Raw genomic sequence first — 19,346 nt, 5'->3', positions numbered from 1 at the left:
ATTCCCCGATGTCCGACCTGCCCCAGACTGCCCTGCCCTCCGCCACCCCGTCCGCCGCACCCGCTGCGGAGGCGCCCGCCCCCGGCGCCCTGCCCCGCCTGCATTTCGCGCTGCGTACGACCGACCCCACCAGCCACGCCCGCCGCGGCACGCTCACCCTCAACCACGGCACGGTGCAGACGCCGATCTTCATGCCCGTCGGCACCTACGGCACCGTCAAGGGCGTGATGCCGCAGAGCCTGCACGACATGGGCGCGCAGATCATCCTGGGCAACACCTTCCACCTGTGGATGCGCCCGGGCCTCGACGTGATGCAGAGCTTCGGCGGCCTGCACAAGTTCGAGCAATGGGACAAGCCGATCCTCACCGACTCCGGTGGCTTCCAGGTCTGGAGCCTGGGCGCGATGCGCAAGATCACCGAAGCAGGCGTGACCTTCGCGAGTCCGGTCAACGGCGACAAGCTGTTCATGTCGCCCGAGGTCAGCATGCAGATCCAGACGATCCTGAATTCCGACATCGTCATGCAGCTGGACGAGTGCACGCCGTACGAGACCAACGGCCACAAGACCACCGAAGCGGAAGCGCGGAAGTCGATGGAGATGAGCCGCCGCTGGGCCGTGCGCTCCAAGAACGAGTTCGAGCGGCTGGGCAATCCGAATGCGCTGTTCGGCATCGTGCAGGGCGGCATGTTCCCGCACCTGCGGCAGGAATCGCTCGAGGCGCTGGTCGAGATGGACTTCCCCGGCTACGCGGTCGGCGGCGTGTCGGTCGGCGAGCCCAAGCCCGAGATGCTGGAGATCATGGCGCACACGCCGCACCGGCTGCCGGCGCACAAGCCGCGCTACCTGATGGGCGTCGGCACGCCCGAGGACCTGGTACAGGGCGTGGCCGACGGCGTGGACATGTTCGACTGCGTGATGCCGACCCGCAACGCCCGCAACGGCACGATCTTCACCCGCTACGGCGACCTGAAGATCCGCAACGCCCGCCACAAGACCGACCACCAGCCGCTCGACCCCACCTGCACCTGCCACGCCTGCGCCGGCAAGGACGGCGTGGCCTGGGCCGACGGCGGCCGCGGCGGCTTCAGCCGCGCCTACCTGCACCACCTCGACCGCTGCGGCGAGATGCTGGGCCCGATGCTCACCACCATCCACAACCTGCACTACTACCTGAACCTGATGCAGGAGGTGCGCGACGCACTGGACGCGGGGACGTTCGCGGATTTCCGGGCGCGGTTCAAGGCGGACCGGGCGCGGGGGGTGTAGGGGTCGGCGTCGCAGCCCTGACTGGGCAGGGGCGCGCCTGCCCGTTGCGTTGTTTACCGAAGTGACCGCAACCCACGCAGGCCTCTACGCACAATCCGACGATTAATGGAAATACTTGCCATGCGCGCTGCGCGATTTTTCGGAATGTGTCGATATCGAACAACACACCGTAGCCAATTCAATTAACAACTCGAGCGCTCGCACCTCCACCACGCTGATTGCAGATTTACAACGTTTGTGTCGCTTATTTGCCCAACGACCGAAGCAAATAAAAAAAATCGGCCGTGATTCAAATTCCTCAAACCTAGAATTCCCGCGCCCGATGGAGGCATGAGGAGTTTTTGTGAATATGGAGAATTTGGCGGCCTGGAAATCAGGCAGCATTTATGCGGGCGTTATCGCCCTTCTGTCAGGCTGCGCCGTGCAGGCGCCCCCGGTACCGCTCAAGGAGGCGCCCGCCAGCGCTGCGAGCCAGGCGGCGGCCCAGCGGGCCGTAGCGCAGGCGCCCGTGGCAGCGCCGCAGCTGAAGCGGAAAATCGCTCTGGGGCGGATTACCAACGAAACCACCTACGGACAATCGCTTCTGCGCGACCAGGCGGGCGATCCGCTGGGCAAGCAGACTACCGATCTGCTCAGCAAGGAACTCACCCAGTCGGGCGCGTTTCTCGTTTTCGAGCGCCCGGATGTGAGTCGGCTGCAGGCCGAAAGTACGCTGACCGCTACCAAGTTGAATCTCGTCGGCGTAGACACGCTGGTGATCGGCTCACTGAACGAGTTCGGGCGCAAGACGGTGGGGCAGACCGGTTTCGCCTCGGCCAGCAAGCGGCAGGTCGCATTCGCCAAAATCGATCTCCGGCTGGTCGATCTGAATTCGGGTCTGGTGTATTTCGCCACGTCGGGTGCCGGCGAAGCCTCCACCGAGACCGCCTCGACCTTCGGTTTCGGGTCCCAGGCGGCCTACGACGGAACGCTGAACGACGCCGCCATCCGACAGGCCGTCGCGGACGCCGTCCACCGGATGACCTCCGAGCTGGCCTCGCGCCCCTGGCAGACCGTCATCCTGTCGGCAGACCAGGGCCGGTTCTATCTGTCGGGCGGCAAGGCACAGGGCATCGTGCCCGGCATGACTTTCTCGGTGGAGATGCCGGGCAAGGTCGTGAAGTCGGCGCAGACCGGCTTCAACATCGCCCTGCCGGGCACCCGCGTCGGAACGCTGCGTGTCGATTCGACCTTCGGCGACAGCGACATGAACCAGGGATCGGTGGCCACCCTGACCTCCGGCAACCTGCAGGGCATGGCGCTCGACCAACTGGTCGTCCGGTTCGACGGAGGCGGCGCGCGATGACACGGATATCCCTCTCCCTTTTGCTCGCCGTCCTCGTGACGGCCGGCGGTGTGGCAGGCTGCGTGCAGATGCCCACGGAGCGCCAGGGCGCCGTCGATCTGCGGCCCAGCGTCGGCTTCGACGTGAGCGATCCGCAGCTGAATGCGCAAGGGCAGCTGGTCGTCGATGGCTTGGCCGTCGGTGCGCTCAGCAGCTACAGCAACGGTGCCGGCATGCTGAAGCTGCTGCCCGGCAACCACCTCGTCCAAGTGCAGATCGCCCGCCGCACGGTTTTCGAACAACGCGTGTACCTGGGCGACGGCGCCCGGCGCCAGATCGCAGTCAGCGCAGACAACACACCATGAAAACTTCGACCCTGATATGGACCGCCGCAGCCGTGATGCTGCTGAGCGGCTGCGCACAAAAAAGCCTGTACAGCTGGGGCGGCTACGACGACATGCTGTACCGCCAGTACAAGGACCCGGCACAGGCCGCAGAGATGCGGACCAAGCTCGAGGCACACGTCGCCCAGCTCGAGCAGAACAAGCAGAAGGCGCCGCCCGGCGTGTACGCGGAGATCGGCACGCTCTACCTCCAGAGCAACAACAAGGCGAAGTCGCTGACGTATTACGAAAAAGAACGCGATGCCTGGCCCGAAAGCCGCGCACTCATGACCGCCATGATCAACAACCTGTCGCGCTCGTCGTCGTCGACCGCCACTGCACCCGCTCCTGCACCATGAAAAAGATTCTTTTGGCCGCCACCATGGCGCTGGTGCTGTCGGGCTGCGCGACGCAGGGTCCCCGGAAAGACTACACGGCCTTCAACGTCGCCAAGCCGCGTTCGATCCTGGTCGTGCCGACCGTCAACAAGAGTCTGGACGTCGACGCGCCCAACTACGTGCTCTCGACCCTGCCGGTGCCGCTGTCGGAACGCGGGTACTACGTCTTCCCGGTCAACACCACCAAGATGGTGCTGGAACAGGAAGGCTTCTATGAAGGCGAGCAGATCGCCGCCCAGCCTCCGGAATCGCTGGCCAGGCTGTTCGGCGCGGATGCAATCCTGTTCGTCACGATCAACCGATGGGATGCGCAGTACGCCATCCTGTCGACGACCGTAACCGTGGATTTCGACTACCGCATGGTCGCCAAGGACGGCACCGAGATTTGGAAAGACAAGCAGGTCATGAGGTATTCGCCCCAGCAGCAGACCAGCGGCTCGCCGATGGCGATGCTGATCGGCGCCGCGATCAATGCCGCCGTCGCACGGGCGGCGCCGAACTACATGCCGCTGACCCGGCAGGCCAACTACCAGGCGATCCAGTTCGGCCCGGACGCAATCCCAGTAGGTCCGTACGCCGTCTCAGTGCGTCCCTGACCGTTCCGGCATCGTCGCGGCGGTCGTGTGCCGCCATCGAGGCGCAGACCACTGCGCTCAAAGGATCGGCACCCCGCCCGTCACCGCGATCGTCGCGCCGCTGATGTAGCTCGCCTGGTCCGAGGCCAGCATCACATAGGCCGGCGCCACCTCGGCCGGCTGGCCGGGGCGCTTCAGCGGCACCTGCTCGCCGAAGGAGCGGGCCTTGTCGATCGGCATGGTCGAGGGGATCAGCGGCGTCCAGATCGGGCCGGGCGCCACGCAGTTGACACGGATGCCCTTGTCGGCCAGCAATTGCGCCAGGCCGCCGGTCAGGTTCTGCAGCGCGCCCTTGGTCGCGGCATAGGCGACCAGCGACTGGTTGGGCTTGTCCGCGTTGACCGACACCGTGTTGATGACTGCGCTGCCCGGCGGCATGTGCGGCACGGCGGCCTGCGTCAGGAAGAAGGTCGCGTAGACGTTGGTGCGGAAGGTGCGGTCGAATTCCTCGGCGCTGATGTCTTCCAGCGCGTCGTGCGCCATCTGGTAGGCCGCGTTGTTGACCAGGATGTCGATGCCGCCGAGCTGCTCGACCGCCTGCGCAACGATCGCGCGGCAGTGCGCCTGGTCGCGGATGTCGCCGGGCACCGAGATGCCGCGCCGTCCCTCGGCGGTGACCAGCGCCAGCGTCGCGCGGGCGTCGTCGTCTTCCTCGGGCAGGTGGGCGATCAGCACGTCGGCGCCCTCGCGGGCGAAGGCGATCGCCACTGCCCGGCCGATGCCGCTGTCGCCGCCGGTGATGACCGCCCGCCGGCCCTGCAGCCGGCCGGCGCCGACATACGAGGTTTCGCCGTGGTCGGCGGGCGGCGACATGCGGGCGTCGGAGCCGGGCGGCTGCTGGGCCTGCTGGTCGTCGAAGGGCGGGCGGGGGCCGGCGGTGCGGGGGTCGAGGGGCATGGAGAACTCCTGAAGAAGAAGCGTGCGGTGCAGGGGCGGCAGCGATGCCGCGCGGACCGACCAGTCTTCGGAATTCCTTCCGCGGGGCGCTGTAGGAAGCCCCGTCGCCTTGCTGTCGGCAGGCCGGCCCCGGACTGCCGTCTCAGCCGCCGGCCGGGGTCGGGGCCGGAGGCACGTTCCTAGCCACGTCCCCAGCACCAGCGCCACCCGCAGCCGCCGCGGCGACGGCCGGCTCGCGCGGCAGCCGCACGCCCGCCGCTGTCCCGCACGCATGGCAGAACTTCGCGAACGCGCTCTTGCGGGCGTCGCAGCGGCCGCAGTGGTCGAACAGGCCGATGCCGCAGTGCGGGCAGAAGTCGATCCCCGGGTGCTTCAGATCCACCGGCCGTTCGCAGCCGGGGCAGACGCCCTTGGCGAGGCGGGCGAGCGCGGTGTCGTAGCTGAGTTCCTCCCGGCGCACCGTGTCGGGCTGCGCCTCGGCGAGCGCCTGGCGGGCGCGGTAGCGCTGCAGTGCCTGCACCGCATAGCGGCCGCCGACCACCGTCAGGCCGATGCCGACCAGATAGCGCACATAGCCGCCGTAGCTCGGCAGGTAGGGCACCAGCTCGACGAAGAAGGCGAACAGCGCGAAGAAGATGAAACCCCAGACGAAGGGCCACCACGGGCTCTTGCGCTTCTTCGCGAACAGCCAGCCGGCGACGGCCAGCAGCGGCAGCGTGAGCGCGAGCCGGTAGCCGAACACCCGCAGTTCGGCGCTGCGCTGGGCGCGCTGCAGGGCGCTCTGGGCGCCGTCCTCCAGCTGCGCGAGCGTGCGGGCCGCGCCTTCGGCGGCCTGCCGGGCTTCGAGCAGCGCCTGCTGCTGCGCCTCGGTGCGCTGCTGGGCGACGCGCTCGGCGGCCTTCAGTTCGTCGAGCGCGCGGGTGCGGGCGATCAGTTCCGGGTCCTGCTCGGGCCGCTGCGTCGCCTGCCGGGTGGCGAGCCAGTTGGCGAACGTCTCGCGGGCCGCCTGCGAGGCCCGCGCCGCGGCCTGCTGGCGCAGCTGGGCCTGCTCCAGCGCGTCCTGCGCCTGCTGGCGGCGGTCCTGGGCCGCGCGCTCGGTGGCGCGGGCCGCCGCGGCGGCGGTCGGGTCCATGAAGTCGTCGACGGTCAGCACCCGCTCGACCCGCGGCAGGTCGCCGACCAGCGTGCCGCCCAGGCCGATCAGGAAGCTGGCGAAGACCAGCGCGAGCAGCCACAGGCCGCGGTTGAACCACTTTTCCGACAGTCGCAGGGATTTGCCCATGCAGGTCTCCTTGTTTCGTTTGCTACGTTTTCAATAGCTGGTTGCGCAGGCGCAGTATGCGCTGGAGCCGGTTTTGCTTCGTATCGGGTCGTCGGGCGCCACGGGCAGCACCACCGGCGCTGCGCCCCACCCGCTCGCCTGCAGCCAGTCGAACACCGAATCGACCGTGACGGTCGCGATGCGGTCGGCGAACCGGTCGGCCGGCGGATGGTCGTCGAAGGCGATGTGCGCGCTGCCGATGCGGCCGCCCAGCCGTGTGAGCGGCCCGAGCCGCAGCACCGTCGGCCGGTAGCCCTGCAGCCGCAGCCAGGCCTGTGCCTGCGACCGGTCGTGCACCCGGTCGGGCTCCATCGCGGCGGCCAGCGTCTCCAGCGCCCACTGGTTGGACTGCTGATAGCGCTGGGCCCACGGATGGCTGACCAGGCTGTAGGCCGGCGTGTCGAGCCGCAGCGTGCGGTGCGGGTCGGCCAGCAGCGCCATCAGCCGGTCCTGCACCGCAGGGGCCGGCACGCTCCAGGCCGCCTCGTGGCGCCACAGGCCGTCGAGGAAGAAGTCGCCCAGCCCGTGGCGCCAGACCTCGGCGACCGCGGTGCCGCAGCGATTGAGCTTGTGCACCACCCGCCACGGCCCTTCGGGCGTGCGGTAGGCGTAGCCGAGGTGCGACCAGCGCAGACCGTACTTCTGCAGATCCTGCCCGGCGCGCGCCAGCACCACCACCCGGGCGCCGCTGGCGTCGAGCGCGGCGGCGGTGCGCTGCGCGAGCGCCAAGCCTTGGGTCACCGCCTCGACCGTCGGCCGGGCCGCGGCGCAGTCGCGGCCCGCGTGGGCGGTACCGGCCATCGCCAACCCCAGGGCCGTCGCCAGCAGCCGGCTCCGCACGCGGCGGCTCACCGCGTCGCCCCGGCCGACAGCCGGTGGTGGTGCAGCAGCGCCCGGCCGATCTCGTTCGGAATGAAGGCGATCACCTCGCCCGCGGCCGACAGCAGCGTGCCGGCGGCGACCACGCTCACCAGCACGCCGGTGCCGACGCCCACCGCCACCGACGCCGCCGTACGGCCGGCGACCGCGACACTGGCCCGCGCGCCGTCGGAGGCGCGCTCCAGCAGCAGCACGCTGCCCCGGGCGGTGGATTCGACGGCCTTGACGGTCAGCACCGCGCCGCCCACCGACAGCGCCACCGGCAGCGCGACCGCCGCCGCTCCGGCCGCGGCGCCGGCGACCGACGCCACCGGCAGGACCGACAGCGCGGACGATGCGGACACTGCACCGCTTTGGGCATGGGAAGGGGCTGCAGCGCCCGCCAGCAGGGCGGCAGCAGCTATGAAAAAAGTAGCAATGCGACGGATCATGGTGCGGTCCTCCGGTGGATGGTTCATTCGGCCGCCGGGCCGGCGGTGCGGGCGTCGGCTAGATCCGCCTCGTGGCGGTCGCGCAGCATCTTGGCGAGGGTGAAGGCAGCGCTGATCAGGTACAGCCAGCCGATGCCGAGGAAGGCCTTGTAGGTCGGGTCGATCGCCATGCGCAGCAGGCCCCAGGCGGTCAGGCCCATCGCGACGGCGAAGCCGCCCCAGACCACCACCGACCACATCGGCGTGTCGGCGCTCTCGCCCGGCATGCGGCCGGCTGTCTCCCGGTCGCGCACGAACTTGGCGAGCACGAACACCGCCGACAGGCAGAACACGTAGCCCATCACCATGAAGGCCCGCTCGATGCCCTGCCCCGGCAGCCAGGCCAGCCCGATCGCGCACAGCGCGGCGGCGATGGCGAACGAGGCCCAGACCTGCAGCTGCCAGGCGCGGGTGTCGCGGCGGACGGCGGTGCGGCGGGGGGCGGGAACGGCGGCGGGGTGCATGGACAACTCCTGGGGTGGAAAAGAGGGTGCGATCCTGCCGCCGCCCGGGCGTCCGGGCATCGCTTTCCTGCACCGGTCCGGGCCATCGCGCCCATCGGTATCGTCCCGCGATACCCGACGACCGCTGCACGATCGTTTACCGGCCCTGCGCGCCGGCTTTCCACAATCGTCCGCAGTCCCTCTTTCCCCCTCATTTCCTGATTCCGGAGCACTGCATGGCCCAGCCCTCGATTGCCGAACTGTTCGTCGACACCCTCTGCGAGGCCGGCGTGCCGCGGGTCTACGGCGTGGTGGGCGACAGCCTGAACGGCATCACCGAGGCGATGCGCGCCCGCGGCGACATCGACTGGGTGCATGTGCGCCACGAGGAAGCCGCCGCCTTCGCGGCCGGTGCCGAATCGCAGCTCACCGGCCGGCTGGCGGTCTGTGCCGGCTCCTGCGGGCCGGGCAACCTGCACCTGATCAACGGGCTGTACGACGCCCACCGCAGCCGCACCCCGGTGCTCGCCATCGCCGCGCACATCCCGAGCGCCGAGATCGGCTCCGGCTACTTCCAGGAGACCCGTCCGGAGGCGCTGTTCCGCGAATGCAGCGTGTACTGCGAAACCGTGTCCGATCCGGCGCAGATGCCCGGCGTGCTGGAGAACGCGATCCGCGCCGCGGTCGGCCTGCGCGGCGTGGCGGTGGTCGTCATCCCGGGCGATGTGGCGCTGCGCGAGGCACCCGCCGGTGCCGCACCGTCGCCGCGCCGGGCGCTGCTGCCGATCCCGCCGCTGGTGCGGCCGCACGACGAGGAACTCGACGCGCTGGCCGCGCTCGCGTCGGACGCGAAGCGCATCACCATCCTGGCCGGCCGCGGCTGCCTGGGCGCGCATGCGCAGCTGGTCGCGCTGGCCGGACGGCTGCAGGCGCCGATCGTGCATGCGCTCGGCGGCAAGGAGAGCGTGGAGTTCGACAACCCGTACGACGTCGGCATGACCGGGCTGATCGGCTTCTCGTCGGGCTACCACGCGATGAAGGACTGCGACCTGCTGCTGATGCTCGGCACCGACTTCCCCTACCGGCAGTTCTACCCCGAGAAGGCCAAGGTGGTGCAGCTCGACCTGCGGCCCGAGCAGCTCGGCCGGCGCACGAAGCTCGAACTCGGCCTGGTCGGCGACGTGCGCACCACGCTCGACGCGCTGCTGCCGCGGCTCGCGCAGCAGGACGATCGCGACCACCTCGACGCCTGCCTTTCGCACTACCGCCGCAGCCGCGAGGACCTGGACAAGCTCGCCCGCCCGGCCGACGACGGCATGGTCCATCCGCAGCAGGTGGTCTACGAACTGAGCCGGCTCGCCGCCGACGATGCGGTGTTCACCGTCGATGTCGGCACGCCGACGATCTGGACCGCCCGCTATCTGCAGATGAACGGCCGGCGCCGGCTGCTCGGCTCCTGGGTGCACGGCTCGATGGCCGGCGCGATGCCGCAGGCCATCGGTGCGCAGTCCGCCTTTCCCGGCCGGCAGGTGATCGCGCTCGCCGGCGACGGCGGCTTCGCGATGCTGATGGGCGACCTGCTCACGCTCGCGCAGCAGCGGCTGCCGGTGAAGGTCGTGGTGTTCAACAACGGCTCGCTCGGCTTCGTCGAGATGGAGATGAAGGCCGCCGGCCTGCTGGAGACCGGCGTGGCGCTGCAGAACCCGGATTTCGCGGCGCTGGCCGAGAGCGCGGGCATCCGCGGCATCCGCATCGACGCACCCGGCCAGCTCGACGCCGGCCTGCGCGCCGCGCTGGCGCACGACGGACCGGTGGTGGTGGACGTGCGGGTGGCGCGCCAGGAACTCTCGCTGCCGCCCAAGGTGACGGCCGAGCAGGCCAAGGGCTTCAGCCTCTACATGCTGAAGGCGGTGATCGACGGCCGCGGCGGCGAGCTGATCGACCTGGCGAAGACCAACCTGCGCTGATCCGGCGCGGGTGCTGCGACACGGCGCCGTGCTCCAATGCCCCGCCGGCATGTGCCGGCGCGGCCCGGGAGCCTTCCGACGTGCAACCTTCCGCCCCGACCGACGACTGGCGGCGCCAGCTCGGCCTGCGCCTGCGCACGCTTTGGCGCTGGAAAGCCACGGCCGACACGCTGGGCATCGCCCTGTTCTTCTGCGGCTATTTCTGGGTGATGCGCCATCCGGTCGGCCGGGTGACGGTGATGCCGCTCACGCCGGTCGACGGCTGGTTTTCGTTCTGGCCGGCGGCCTTCGCCGCCTATGTGTCGCTGTGGGTATACGTAGTCGCGGCGCCGGCCCTGGCACGCGATCGGCGCGAACTGCTGGCGGTCGGCGGCGCCTCGCTCGCGATCAGCCTGGCCGGCTTCGCGCTCTTCATGATCTTCCCGACCGAGGTGCCGCCGGCGCCGGTGGACTGGTCGCGGCATCCGCAGATGCAGTTCCTGAAATCGGTGGACGTGTCGGGCAACGCCTGCCCGTCGCTGCATGTGGCCTTCGCGGTGTTCACCGCCTGCGTGGTGGCGCGCCAACTGCGCGCGATCGGCGCGCCGGGCTGGCTGCGCGGCACGAACGTCGTCTGGTGCCTGGCGATCGTGCATTCGACTCTCGCGACCCACCAGCATGTGGTGTGGGACGTGGTCGCGGGCGGCCTGCTCGGCGCGGCGGGCGTGGCGCTGCACCACCGGCTGGCGGGCTGGCCGCTGGTGCGCGCGGCGCGCCGCCCGGCGCTGCGGGCGGCGCAGCCCGCTGCGCCGGGCTGACACCCCGGCCGGCCGCTTACAGCGCGCCGAACACCGTGTTGGGCAGCAGGTCGCAGAGCGGGTCGAGCTGGCCCGGCGCCTGCGTCAGCACCAGCGCGAACAGGTCTTCCGTCGGATCGACGAAGAACACCGTGCCGGCCACGCCGCTCCAGGAACAGGTGCCGGGCGAGCCGGCGCGTGGCGCCAGCCCCCGTTCGCGCCGTACCGCGAAGCCGAGGCCGAAGCCGTGGCCCGGCGCCAGCAGCGTGCCGTGCACCGGCAGCTGCGGGCCAAGGTGGTCGGCCATCATCCATTCGACCGTCTTGCGGCCGAGCAGCCGCACACCGTGCGCGGTGCCGCCGCCCGCCAGCAGCGCCAGGAAGCGGGCGTAGTCGCCGGCGGTGGAGATCAGGCCACCGCCGCCGGATTCGAACACCACCGGCTCGCGCACGTCGAGCAGCGTGGTCGCGACCACCACCGCATCGCCGGCGGCCGGCATCTGCGGCTCGGCCACCCGCGGCACATCGGCCGGCGGCACCCGAAAGCCGGTGTCGTGCATGCCGAGCGGCCCCAGCACCCGGCGCTGCAGCAGTTCGCCGAGCGACGCGCCCTCCACCGCCTCCAGCAGCGCGCCCAGCACGTCGGTGGCGCGGCTGTAGTCGAAGGCGCTGCCCGGCTGGTGCGCCAGCGGCAGCGGCCCGAGCGCCGCGGCCAGCTGCGCGTTGGTCATGCGGCGCGAGCCGATGCGGGCGGCCAGGTAGGCGTCCTGCACCGGGCCGGGCTCCCAGGCGTAGCTGAGGCCGGCGGTGTGGCGCAGCAGGTCGTGCACCGTGGCGTCGCGCTGCACCGGCACCCGGCTGCCGTCGGCCTGCAGCACGGTCTGCCCGGCGAAGGCGGGCAGCCAGCGCGCGACCGGGTCCGACAGCAGCAGCCGGCCCTCCTCCACCAGCATCAGCGTGGCGAGCGAGACGATCGGCTTGGTCATCGAATAGATGCGGAACAGGCTGTCGCGCGCCATCGGCGGCGCATCGGCGGCCGGCCCGAGGCGGCCGAGCGCCTCGAAGAACGCGGTGCGGCCGCGGTGCTGCACCAGGGCGACCGCGCCGGGCAGCAGGCCGGCGTCGATGCGGGCCTGCAGGGCGGCGCGCAGGGCGTCGAAGGACGGGACGGTGAGGGTGTCGGTCATGCGGCGGGACTCCGGGGTCGCGGGGATCGCGGCGGGGCGCGAAAGGCCGCAGTGTCGCCCCGCCGACTGCAAGCGCCTGTAGGCCGCGCGACAGCGCGCCTGCCGTCCCGCGGCTGCCGATCAGCCCTGCCGCCGCAGCTCGGCCACCCGCGCCCGCAGCGCCTCCGGCTGCGCCTCGGCCGCCGGCACCGGCGCGCCGACGTGCAGCCCCACCGGGTTGAACCAGCCGCGCCGGAAGGGCTTGACCATCGCGCGCCGCTTGCCGCCACGCAATTCGATCCGGCTGAAGAACGAGCCCCACAGGTTGGTCAGCGCCATCGGCACCACCGGCACCTGCAGGCCGTCGGCCTCGGCCTGCGCCAGGATCTTCGCGACGCCGCCCTTGAACGCCTGCAGTTCGCCGTCGGTGGTGATCGCCCCTTCCGGGAAGATCGCCAGCAGGTCGCCGTCGCGCAGCACCTGTGCGGCGCGGGCGAAGGCGGCCTCGTAGATCGCCGGATCTTCCTTCTGCGGCGCCACCGGGATCGCCTTGGCCAGCCGGAACACCGCGCCCAGGCCCGGCGTGGCGAAGATCCGGTGGTCCATCACGAAATGGATCGGCCGCGGGCTGGCGCCCATCAGCAGCACCGGGTCCATGAAGCTCACGTGGTTGCACACCAGCAGCGCCGGGCCGTCGGCCGGGATCTGCTCGGCACCGGTGATGCGGAAGCGGTAGACGAGGTTCGACACCGTCCAGGCCAGGAAGCGCAGCAGGTATTCCGGCACCAGCAGGAAGATGTAGCCGGCCACCAGCGCGTTGGCGATGCCGGTGAGCAGGAAGATCTGCGGCACGCTGGCACCCGCCGCCAGCAACGCGCCGGCGATGACCGAGCTGCCGATCATGAACAGCGCGTTGAGGATGTTGTTGGCCGCGATGATCCGCGCCCGGTGCGTCGGCCGGCTGCGCAGCTGGATCAGCGCGTACATCGGCACGCTGTAGAGCCCGGCGAAGAGCGACAGCAGCGCCAGGTCGGCCATCACCCGCCAGTGCGCCGGCTGCGCCAGGAAGGCGCCCAGCCCCATCGTCGGCACCGCCGGCAGCCCGCGCGAGGCGAAGTACAGGTCGATCGCGAACACGCTCATGCCGATCGCGCCGAGCGGCACCAGCCCGATCTCCACCTGCCGGCGGCTCAGCACCTCGCACAGCAGCGCGCCGGTGCCGATGCCGACCGAGAACACCACCAGCAGCAGCGAGGCGACCCGTTCGTCGCCGTGCAGCACGTCCTTCGCGAAGCTGGGGAACTGGCTCAGGAACACCGCGCCGAAGAACCACATCCAGCTGATGCCGAGCAGCGAGCGGAACACCACCGTGTTGCCGTGCGCGAGCTTCAGGCTGCGCCAGGTCTCGGTGAACGGGTTCCAGTTGATGCGCAGGCCGGGGTCGGTCGCCGGCGCATCCGGGATGCGCTGCGCGACCGCGCGGCCGGCGAGCGCCAGCGCCACGCAGGCCGCGGCCACCCAGCCGTGCCCGACCTCGGGAATCGCCACCAGCAGGCCGCCGGCCACGTTGCCGAGCAGAATCGCGACGAAGGTGCCCATCTCGACCATGCCGTTGCCGCCGGTGAGTTCCTGCGGCCGCAGCACCTGCGGCAGGTAGGCGAACTTGACCGGTCCGAAGAGGGTGGAATGCAGCCCCATCAGGAAGGTGCAGGCCAGCAGCACCGCCGCGCTGCCGACGACGAAGCCGACGGCGGCGATGGCCATGATCGCGATCTCCAGCGTCTTCACGAAGCGGATCAGGCGGGTCTTGTCGTACTTGTCGGCCAGCTGGCCGGCGGTCGCCGAGAACAGCAGGAACGGCAGGATGAACAGCGCGCCGATCACGAGCCCGGCCATCGCCGGTGGCATCCAGGACACGCTGAGCTGGTAGGTCACCATCACGGTGAAGGCGAACTTGAACAGGTTGTCGTTGGCCGCGCCGGCGAACTGGGTCCAGAAGAAGGGCGCGAAGCGGCGCTGGCCGAGCAGCGCGAACTGGCCGGCGTGCGCGCCGTCGGCGGCCGGTGCGTCGGCGGCCTGCGCGGCGGGACGGGTGGTGGGGGTGGGATCGGGTGTCATGCGCGGGTCCTCCGGGGGGCGGGGCGGGTGGTGCCGGCGGCGCTCCGCACCGGCCGCAAGCTGCGTGCGGACACGATGCCCGGCCCGCGACCGGCGCCATTCTGCCCGGCCGCGGTCGGGGGGCCATCGGCCGTGTGGCGTCCGAGCGCCAGCACCACCGGCACCGCCGCAGCGGCCGCGGCCAGGTGCTTGAGGGTGTGGCCCGAGACCGCCCCGAGGCTGGCCAGCCACACCGCATGGTCGGCGAGTTCGAAGCCCTTGGCCACGGCGTAGCAGGCGATCACTGCGCCCAGGTGGATACCCAGGCGTCCGGCGCGCCGCGGCAGCAGCGCGAGGCCCGCGACCACCGCCATGCCGCCGAGCTGCACCGCCGCCCAGCCGCGCACGTCGCCGGTCTGGCGCCACCACAGCACCGCCAGCAGGCCGCCGACAAGCACGGTGGCGGCTGTCCACCGGCCCGCACGGTCGCCGACCCGGCCGGCCGCGGCCAGCCCGAGCAGACCGGCGAAGGGCAGCACCATGCCGAGCCGGTCCCAGAACAGGCCGGCGGCGTCGGGCCGCAGGTGGTAGTACGCCGAGCCGGCGGCCGTCGCGACCAAACCGGCACAGAACAATGCCGCCAGACCACGGTCGAGCGCATCGTGCGCCGCACGGCCCCGCAGTTGCCGCAGCCGGCCCAGGCCCCAGAACCCTGCAACGGCGAACGGCAGGTTGCTCAGCACGTCGAACGCGCAGGGGATGCCCCCGACCGTCCGGCTGTCGGCGAAATGGTGCTGGTGCATGCTGTCGTGCAGCACCGGCCCGCCGACGGCGAACAGCAGCAGCGCGATGCCGGCGATCAGCAGGGCCACCTCGGCCCGGTGGGCGCGCGGCGGACGGAGGGGGGTCGGGTGGACAGGGTGCATGGCGGCAGACGGCAGCAGTGAGACAGGCCCGCAGTCTCCGGGCCAGCCGGTCCGAAGGTGGCGAAAAATCGTCCCGGCAGCGCACGGGCAGGCCCGCGGTATCGACAATCGATACCCATGAGCACCACCGCCGATCTCGTCGTCGCCCTCAAGCAGGAACTGAAATCTGCCCGCATGACCTATGCCGACCTGGCGCGCGCGCTCGGCATGGCCGAGTCGAGCGTCAAGCGCATGCTGGCGCGCGGCGACATGCCGCTGTCGCGGATCGACGCGATCTGCCAGGTCCTGCGGCTGGATTTCGCGGACCTGGCGCGCCGGGTGGCCGACGCCCAGCCGCTCACCGACGGCCTGACGCTGGAGCAGGAACGCGCGGTGGTGGCCGACCGCATCCTCGTGCTGATGGCGATCTGCGTGCTCAGCCAGTGGACGCTGGAGCAGGTGACCACCGCCTACCGCATCACCGAAGCCGAGGGCGTGCGGGCGCTGGCGCAGCTCGACCGGCTCGGCATCATCGAGCTGCGGCCGGGCAACCGCTACCGGCTGAAGCTGGCCAAGACCTTCCGCTGGCGGCCGAACGGGCCGGTGATGGAGTACTTCCGCGAGAACGCCCTGCTCGACTACTTCGGCGGCGGCTTCGACGGTGCGGGCGAAGGCATGCTGCTGGTGCACGGCCGGGTCAGCCGCGCACTGGCGCCGGTGTTCCTGGAGCGGCTGCGACGGGTGGCCCAGGACTTCGCGCAGCAGCATCTGGCCGACCAGAAGCTCGCCGAATCCGAGCGCGAGGCCTACACCCTGGTGCTGGCGATGCGCAACTGGGAGTTCGCCGCCTTCACCGCGATGCGCCGCACCCGGCCGGTACGCGACACATCGGCACACAAAGCTTAGTGTCCGGGCGACAGGGCGTTGACATGCCAGCGGGACGATGGCGCCGTGTCCACACCAAAAGGAGATCGCCATGATCGCCCAGAAAGCACTGTTCGCCGCCTCTGCCACCGTCCTGTCGCTGGCTGCCCTGACGGCGGTGCCGGCCCAGGCCCAGATCTACGTGCAGGCCGCGCCGCCGCCGCCGCGGGTCGAGGTGGTGCCGCCGCCGCGTCGCGGCATGGTCTGGTCGCCGGGCCACTGGGAGTGGCGCAACAACCGTCACGTCTGGGTGAAGGGCGTCTGGCTGCGGGAACGTCCGGGCTACCGCTACCGCGAGGCCCAGTGGGTGGACCGGGGCGGCCGCTGGGAGATGCGCCGCGGCGGCTGGGACCGTGACGGCGACGGCGTGCCGAACCGCCACGACCGCCGGCCGAACAACCCCAACCGCTATTGAGCGCCGTCGTCGCCGGCCGGCGCGACGAACACCGTCAGCACCCCGGTGTAGCCGTAGAGGTGGTGCCGGGCGATCTCGCCGCCGGCGAAGAAGCCGACCAGCGGCACGTCGCCGAGCGCATGGCGCACGATCTGCATCTCGGCGTTCGGTGCGCCGAAATGCGGGCCGCCGCGGCCGGCGCAGCTCACGTACACCGCACCAGCGATGCGCCGAGCGGCCGGCGTATTCGGCTCGCCGAGGCTGTTCTGCGTCGTGGCGGCCTGCAGCGTCAGCTCTTCGGGCTCCAGCTCCTCGCGGATCTCGGCGCAGATGCGCACCAGGTCGGCGCGCGCAGCCTGCGGGTTGCGCTGGCAGAAGGCCATGCGGGTGCCGGGCGCGATCTGCTCGGCGACCGCCACCCCGTCGCGTTTCGGGTCGAGGCCGACGATGTGCCGCACCCGGGTGTCGGCGCTGAAATGGCCGGTGCGGCCGACCGCATCGCGGCCGTCGCCATCGGACGGCGCCTGCAGGCCGACCAGCGTTTGGCGCACGGTGGTGAGCGCATGCTGCGGCTCGTCGAGCGACACGCCCAATTCGGCCAGCAGCAGCGGCAGCGCCGGCAGGCCGTCGAGCGCGGTGATCACGTTGCCTTCCGACGCGGTGACCGCATGCTCCGGCCCGACCGGCCGGCAGCCCTGCGTGACCCGCGAGACCAGCGGCACGCCGCCGCCGAAGGCGACGCCGCTCAGCCCGCCGCGGAACACGCCATCGGACTCCGGCTGGGGCGATCCGCCGCGCCGGCCGACCGCGAACTGCACGTTGTCGTGCCGGCTCGCAGACAGGCCGCCGAACAGGTAGCCGGTGGCGGTGCGCTCGGCCATCTCGGCGATCAGCTCGGCGATGTCGGGCGTGCGGGCGTCGGCATGCAGCAGCGCGGTGTGGGCCGGGAAGCCGCCGAGCGGCGCCACGCCCGAGAACACCCGGTATTGGTCGGACGGCAGGTCGCAGAGCATCACGCACAGGGCGGGTTCGTCGAAATATTCGGCGTTGTTCACCGCGATGCCGATGCCGACGGTGCCGGCCCAGTCGGTCACGCCCGGCAGCTCGGTGCGCAGCGCGGCGAGCAGTTCCTCGGCCGCGTCGGCGTAGTGGTCGGTGATGTAGAGCAGGCCCAGCGCCGGGGCGGCGGCATGGTCGGGCAGCGCCATCTGCGCCCGCAGCTGCGCCACCACGAGGCCGACCGCCATGCGCCACTGCGGATGCGTGGCGTGGCCGCAGGGAAAGAGAAGACGGGCGTCGGCAGCCATGCGGCGCGGGCGCGTCAGCGGGTGCTGCCGCTGCGGCGGCGTGCCGCGCCGGCGGGGGCCGGGGCGGGCGACTTGGCGGCGGGCGGCGGCGGTGCGGACGTCCGGCGCCGTGCGGGAGCGGCCGTCGCCGTGCGCTTCGGGGCGGCGGGTGCAGGGGAGCCGGTCGCCCCTGCCACCTTGCCGGGGGCCGGAGCGGCCTTCTTTTTAGAGGGTTTGACCGCCTTGGCGCCCGCTGCGCCTGCGCGTGCCGCTCCTTTTTCAGGAGCATGGGGCACTGCTGCGGCCGCGACCTGCGCCGCCATGCGGCCGGCGGCGTCGAAGGCCTGCCGGGCCGCGTCGGCCAGCTGGGCGCCGGGGGCGCTCTGGGCATGGCGGGCGGCGTCCTGCAGCGCCGTCGCGGCGATCTGCTGGAACTGGCCGGTCAGCGCGTTCCACCACTGCAGCGGGTCGGCGCCGCCGAGGGCTGCGGCAGGCGATGCGGTCGCGGCGCTGTGGTCGCGGTCGGCGGCCGGCTCGGCGTCGGCGTCGGCGGAGGCGGTTTCCGCAGCAGGTGCCGGCGCGTCGGCGGGCGCCGGCGCAGGGCTCGGCGCCGGTGAAGGCGCCGCGCCGGCGGAAGGCGAAGCGGCCGGGCGCGCGGTGAACATGTCGTCGTAGGGCCCGGGCGCCCCCGCGCCGGAAGGCGCCGGTGCCGGCGATGCCGCGCCGCCGAAGCGGAAGGCGCCCGCAAGATCGGCCGCCTGCACGTTCATGCTGCGCAGCGTGGCGAGCGTCATCTTCTGCACTTCCAGCGCCTGGATCGTGGCCGACAGCGCCCGGGCGTTCTGCTCCAGCCAGAACTGCACCGTCTTCAGTTCGCCGATGCGCTTGTCGATCTCCTCGACCTGCAGCGTGGGCGCGACCCACTTCGACCAGTCGGGCAGTCCCGGCATGCCGGTGCTGCCGCCGGACGACGCACGGCCGCCCTGGGCCGCGGACTGGACCAGGTTCTGCAGGAAATCGAATCCGGGGACGAACTGGCCGAAACCGAAGGCGTTGCTTTCGCTCATGGGCTGCTCCGATGTGTGGCTGAAGGGGCGGTGGAACGGGTGGAATCAGGGAAAAGGCAGGCGGCGCAAGGCCGCAGCCAGCTTACCCCAAGCCCCGCGCCGCACGACGCGGGGCGGACCCTGATCGGGCAGCGCGCCGCAGGGGCGCCGGATCAGTGCTTGTGATCGTGGTGCCGGTGCATCGCGGCGTCGCCGGTCGCCCGGTCCTGCACCCAGAAGTCGACGGTGGTTTCGCCGGACTTCTCGAACACCAGCGTCACCGGCACCTTGTCGCCGGTCTTGAGCGGCGCCTTCAGGCCGACCAGCATCAGGTGCAGGCCGCTGTCGGCCATCTTCACCGTCCGGCCCGGCGCGAGCGCCAGGCCGTCGAGCGGCCGCATCTTCATCACGCCGGCCTCGGTCTTCATCTCGTGCACCTCGACGCCGGCCGCCGCGGGTGACGAGAGCCGCACCAGCCGGTCGCCGGCACGACCCTGGTTCTGCAGGTCGACAAAAGCCATGCCGTTGGGTACGCCGGCGAGGCTGGGCACCGCGTACGGGTGGACGATGCGGATGTCGCGCTGCTTGAATTCGTGGGCGCCGGCGGCGGTGGCGCCGAGCGCGGCCAGGGCGATCAGGGTGGCGGAGAACAGGTGCTTCATGGTCATGGGACTACGCGGCGAATGCGCCGGCGGATGCGAAGGAAGGGAGCGCGGCAGGGCCGACGCGGGGAACGACAGGGCGAAACGGTGAAGGCCGGAACGGCGG

20 protein-coding genes are annotated in these 19,346 nt (G+C 71.3%); 9 read left to right on the top strand and 11 right to left on the bottom strand.

Translation table 11 applies throughout. The features are described from left to right. Window positions 1-8: 8 nt before the first annotated feature. From tgt to QZ500_RS01865, 5 genes are all read left to right on the top strand, one after another. Window positions 9-1,268: a tRNA guanosine(34) transglycosylase Tgt gene (tgt, locus tag QZ500_RS01885; RefSeq protein WP_295850096.1), complete on the top strand. Its 1,260-nt coding sequence runs from the start codon at window positions 9-11 to the stop codon at window positions 1,266-1,268. Between the two features lie 349 nt (window positions 1,269-1,617). Continuing rightward, the gene (locus tag QZ500_RS01880; RefSeq protein WP_295850176.1) at window positions 1,618-2,613 is read left to right on the top strand and encodes a CsgG/HfaB family protein; all 996 of its coding nucleotides are present in this window, start codon (window positions 1,618-1,620) and stop codon (window positions 2,611-2,613) included. Then, complete coding sequence (locus QZ500_RS01875; RefSeq protein WP_295850095.1) at window positions 2,610-2,957, top strand: hypothetical protein; 348 nt, start codon at window positions 2,610-2,612, stop codon at window positions 2,955-2,957. The genes QZ500_RS01880 and QZ500_RS01875 overlap by 4 nt, the downstream gene beginning before the upstream one ends. Further along, on the top strand, window positions 2,954-3,334 hold the full coding sequence (locus tag QZ500_RS01870; protein ID WP_295850093.1) for a DUF4810 domain-containing protein: 381 nt from the start codon (window positions 2,954-2,956) through the stop codon (window positions 3,332-3,334). Before QZ500_RS01875 ends, QZ500_RS01870 begins: the two co-directional genes overlap by 4 nt. Continuing rightward, the gene (locus QZ500_RS01865; protein WP_295850091.1) at window positions 3,331-3,969 is read left to right on the top strand and encodes a GNA1162 family protein; all 639 of its coding nucleotides are present in this window, start codon (window positions 3,331-3,333) and stop codon (window positions 3,967-3,969) included. The genes QZ500_RS01870 and QZ500_RS01865 overlap by 4 nt, the downstream gene beginning before the upstream one ends. A gap of 57 nt (window positions 3,970-4,026) precedes the next feature. On the opposite strand, the gene QZ500_RS01860 is transcribed toward QZ500_RS01865, so the two are convergent. From QZ500_RS01860 to QZ500_RS01840, 5 genes are all read right to left on the bottom strand, one after another. Next, window positions 4,027-4,905: a glucose 1-dehydrogenase gene (locus tag QZ500_RS01860; RefSeq protein ID WP_295850088.1), complete on the bottom strand. Its 879-nt coding sequence runs from the start codon at window positions 4,903-4,905 to the stop codon at window positions 4,027-4,029. Window positions 4,906-5,047: 142 nt separating this feature from the next. Next, complete coding sequence (locus QZ500_RS01855; protein ID WP_295850087.1) at window positions 5,048-6,187, bottom strand: serine endopeptidase; 1,140 nt, start codon at window positions 6,185-6,187, stop codon at window positions 5,048-5,050. Between the two features lie 30 nt (window positions 6,188-6,217). Then, window positions 6,218-7,027, bottom strand: a complete 810-nt coding sequence (locus tag QZ500_RS01850) for a DUF2145 domain-containing protein (RefSeq protein WP_295850175.1) — start codon at window positions 7,025-7,027, stop codon at window positions 6,218-6,220. A 47-nt stretch (window positions 7,028-7,074) separates the two neighbouring features. Then, entirely contained in the window at window positions 7,075-7,536 is a 462-nt protein-coding gene (locus QZ500_RS01845) for a hypothetical protein (RefSeq protein WP_295850085.1), read from the bottom strand. 23 nt (window positions 7,537-7,559) lie between these two features. Beyond that, on the bottom strand, window positions 7,560-8,039 hold the full coding sequence (locus tag QZ500_RS01840; RefSeq protein WP_295850082.1) for a YiaA/YiaB family inner membrane protein: 480 nt from the start codon (window positions 8,037-8,039) through the stop codon (window positions 7,560-7,562). Window positions 8,040-8,254: 215 nt separating this feature from the next. Here QZ500_RS01840 and poxB point away from each other — a divergent pair, with 215 nt between their 5' ends. Then, a complete protein-coding gene (gene poxB / locus QZ500_RS01835; RefSeq protein ID WP_295850080.1) occupies window positions 8,255-9,985 on the top strand; it encodes a ubiquinone-dependent pyruvate dehydrogenase in 1,731 nt (576 codons plus the stop codon). 80 nt (window positions 9,986-10,065) lie between these two features. Further along, a complete protein-coding gene (locus QZ500_RS01830; RefSeq protein ID WP_295850078.1) occupies window positions 10,066-10,782 on the top strand; it encodes a phosphatase PAP2 family protein in 717 nt (238 codons plus the stop codon). Window positions 10,783-10,798: 16 nt separating this feature from the next. Here QZ500_RS01830 and QZ500_RS01825 read toward each other — a convergent pair whose 3' ends face one another. The 3 genes from QZ500_RS01825 to QZ500_RS01815 all read right to left on the bottom strand — a co-directional run bounded on the left by QZ500_RS01825 (window position 10,799) and on the right by QZ500_RS01815 (window position 14,949). After that, window positions 10,799-11,947, bottom strand: a complete 1,149-nt coding sequence (locus QZ500_RS01825; protein WP_295850076.1) for a serine hydrolase domain-containing protein — start codon at window positions 11,945-11,947, stop codon at window positions 10,799-10,801. Between the two features lie 120 nt (window positions 11,948-12,067). Next, window positions 12,068-14,044 carry an MFS transporter gene (locus QZ500_RS01820; protein WP_295850074.1) on the bottom strand — a complete coding sequence of 659 codons (1,977 nt, stop codon included), beginning with the start codon at window positions 14,042-14,044 and terminating at the stop codon, window positions 12,068-12,070. Beyond that, window positions 14,041-14,949, bottom strand: a complete 909-nt coding sequence (locus QZ500_RS01815) for a hypothetical protein (RefSeq protein WP_295850072.1) — start codon at window positions 14,947-14,949, stop codon at window positions 14,041-14,043. Before QZ500_RS01815 ends, QZ500_RS01820 begins: the two co-directional genes overlap by 4 nt. Window positions 14,950-15,066: 117 nt before the next feature. Between QZ500_RS01815 and QZ500_RS01810 the strand changes: the two genes are divergently transcribed. Both QZ500_RS01810 and QZ500_RS01805 read left to right on the top strand, forming a co-directional pair. After that, window positions 15,067-15,834 (top strand): helix-turn-helix transcriptional regulator, encoded by a 768-nt coding sequence (locus QZ500_RS01810; protein WP_295850071.1) that lies wholly within the window; start codon window positions 15,067-15,069, stop codon window positions 15,832-15,834. Between the two features lie 70 nt (window positions 15,835-15,904). After that, window positions 15,905-16,267, top strand: coding sequence for a YXWGXW repeat-containing protein (locus QZ500_RS01805; RefSeq protein WP_295850069.1), 363 nt, complete (start codon window positions 15,905-15,907; stop codon window positions 16,265-16,267). Here QZ500_RS01805 and QZ500_RS01800 read toward each other — a convergent pair. From QZ500_RS01800 to QZ500_RS01790, 3 genes are all read right to left on the bottom strand, one after another. Continuing rightward, window positions 16,261-17,553 carry an FIST N-terminal domain-containing protein gene (locus QZ500_RS01800; protein ID WP_295850067.1) on the bottom strand — a complete coding sequence of 431 codons (1,293 nt, stop codon included), beginning with the start codon at window positions 17,551-17,553 and terminating at the stop codon, window positions 16,261-16,263. The genes QZ500_RS01805 and QZ500_RS01800 overlap by 7 nt on opposite strands. Before the next feature lie 14 nt (window positions 17,554-17,567). Next, window positions 17,568-18,599 (bottom strand): PhaM family polyhydroxyalkanoate granule multifunctional regulatory protein, encoded by a 1,032-nt coding sequence (locus tag QZ500_RS01795; RefSeq protein WP_295850066.1) that lies wholly within the window; start codon window positions 18,597-18,599, stop codon window positions 17,568-17,570. A 152-nt stretch (window positions 18,600-18,751) separates the two neighbouring features. Beyond that, window positions 18,752-19,246 (bottom strand): copper chaperone PCu(A)C, encoded by a 495-nt coding sequence (locus QZ500_RS01790; RefSeq protein ID WP_295850064.1) that lies wholly within the window; start codon window positions 19,244-19,246, stop codon window positions 18,752-18,754. Window positions 19,247-19,346 lie beyond the last annotated feature (100 nt).

This window comes from uncultured Xylophilus sp. (genome assembly GCA_913776965.1).
In the GTDB taxonomy this organism is placed as follows: Bacteria; Pseudomonadota; Gammaproteobacteria; order Burkholderiales; family Burkholderiaceae_C; genus Xylophilus.
This window is presented reverse-complemented; position numbering and strand designations above follow the sequence as displayed.

What these genes read in the sequence shown, in the direction of transcription:
- QZ500_RS01860 (WP_295850088.1), bottom strand. Translation starts at nt 4,905, where the DNA reads ATGCCCCTCGACCCCCGCACCGCCGGCCCCCGCCCGCCCTTCGACGAC.
- QZ500_RS01820 (WP_295850074.1), bottom strand. Translation starts at nt 14,044, where the DNA reads ATGACACCCGATCCCACCCCCACCACCCGTCCCGCCGCGCAGGCCGCC.
- QZ500_RS01810 (WP_295850071.1), top strand. Translation starts at nt 15,067, where the DNA reads ATGAGCACCACCGCCGATCTCGTCGTCGCCCTCAAGCAGGAACTGAAA.
- QZ500_RS01845 (WP_295850085.1), bottom strand. Translation starts at nt 7,536, where the DNA reads ATGATCCGTCGCATTGCTACTTTTTTCATAGCTGCTGCCGCCCTGCTG.
- tgt (WP_295850096.1), top strand. Translation starts at nt 9, where the DNA reads ATGTCCGACCTGCCCCAGACTGCCCTGCCCTCCGCCACCCCGTCCGCC.
- QZ500_RS01870 (WP_295850093.1), top strand. Translation starts at nt 2,954, where the DNA reads ATGAAAACTTCGACCCTGATATGGACCGCCGCAGCCGTGATGCTGCTG.
- QZ500_RS01875 (WP_295850095.1), top strand. Translation starts at nt 2,610, where the DNA reads ATGACACGGATATCCCTCTCCCTTTTGCTCGCCGTCCTCGTGACGGCC.
- QZ500_RS01800 (WP_295850067.1), bottom strand. Translation starts at nt 17,553, where the DNA reads ATGGCTGCCGACGCCCGTCTTCTCTTTCCCTGCGGCCACGCCACGCAT.
- QZ500_RS01855 (WP_295850087.1), bottom strand. Translation starts at nt 6,187, where the DNA reads ATGGGCAAATCCCTGCGACTGTCGGAAAAGTGGTTCAACCGCGGCCTG.
- QZ500_RS01880 (WP_295850176.1), top strand. Translation starts at nt 1,618, where the DNA reads ATGGAGAATTTGGCGGCCTGGAAATCAGGCAGCATTTATGCGGGCGTT.
- poxB (WP_295850080.1), top strand. Translation starts at nt 8,255, where the DNA reads ATGGCCCAGCCCTCGATTGCCGAACTGTTCGTCGACACCCTCTGCGAG.
- QZ500_RS01825 (WP_295850076.1), bottom strand. Translation starts at nt 11,947, where the DNA reads ATGACCGACACCCTCACCGTCCCGTCCTTCGACGCCCTGCGCGCCGCC.
- QZ500_RS01850 (WP_295850175.1), bottom strand. Translation starts at nt 7,027, where the DNA reads ATGGCCGGTACCGCCCACGCGGGCCGCGACTGCGCCGCGGCCCGGCCG.
- QZ500_RS01865 (WP_295850091.1), top strand. Translation starts at nt 3,331, where the DNA reads ATGAAAAAGATTCTTTTGGCCGCCACCATGGCGCTGGTGCTGTCGGGC.
- QZ500_RS01795 (WP_295850066.1), bottom strand. Translation starts at nt 18,599, where the DNA reads ATGAGCGAAAGCAACGCCTTCGGTTTCGGCCAGTTCGTCCCCGGATTC.
- QZ500_RS01840 (WP_295850082.1), bottom strand. Translation starts at nt 8,039, where the DNA reads ATGCACCCCGCCGCCGTTCCCGCCCCCCGCCGCACCGCCGTCCGCCGC.
- QZ500_RS01790 (WP_295850064.1), bottom strand. Translation starts at nt 19,246, where the DNA reads ATGACCATGAAGCACCTGTTCTCCGCCACCCTGATCGCCCTGGCCGCG.
- QZ500_RS01805 (WP_295850069.1), top strand. Translation starts at nt 15,905, where the DNA reads ATGATCGCCCAGAAAGCACTGTTCGCCGCCTCTGCCACCGTCCTGTCG.
- QZ500_RS01815 (WP_295850072.1), bottom strand. Translation starts at nt 14,949, where the DNA reads ATGCACCCTGTCCACCCGACCCCCCTCCGTCCGCCGCGCGCCCACCGG.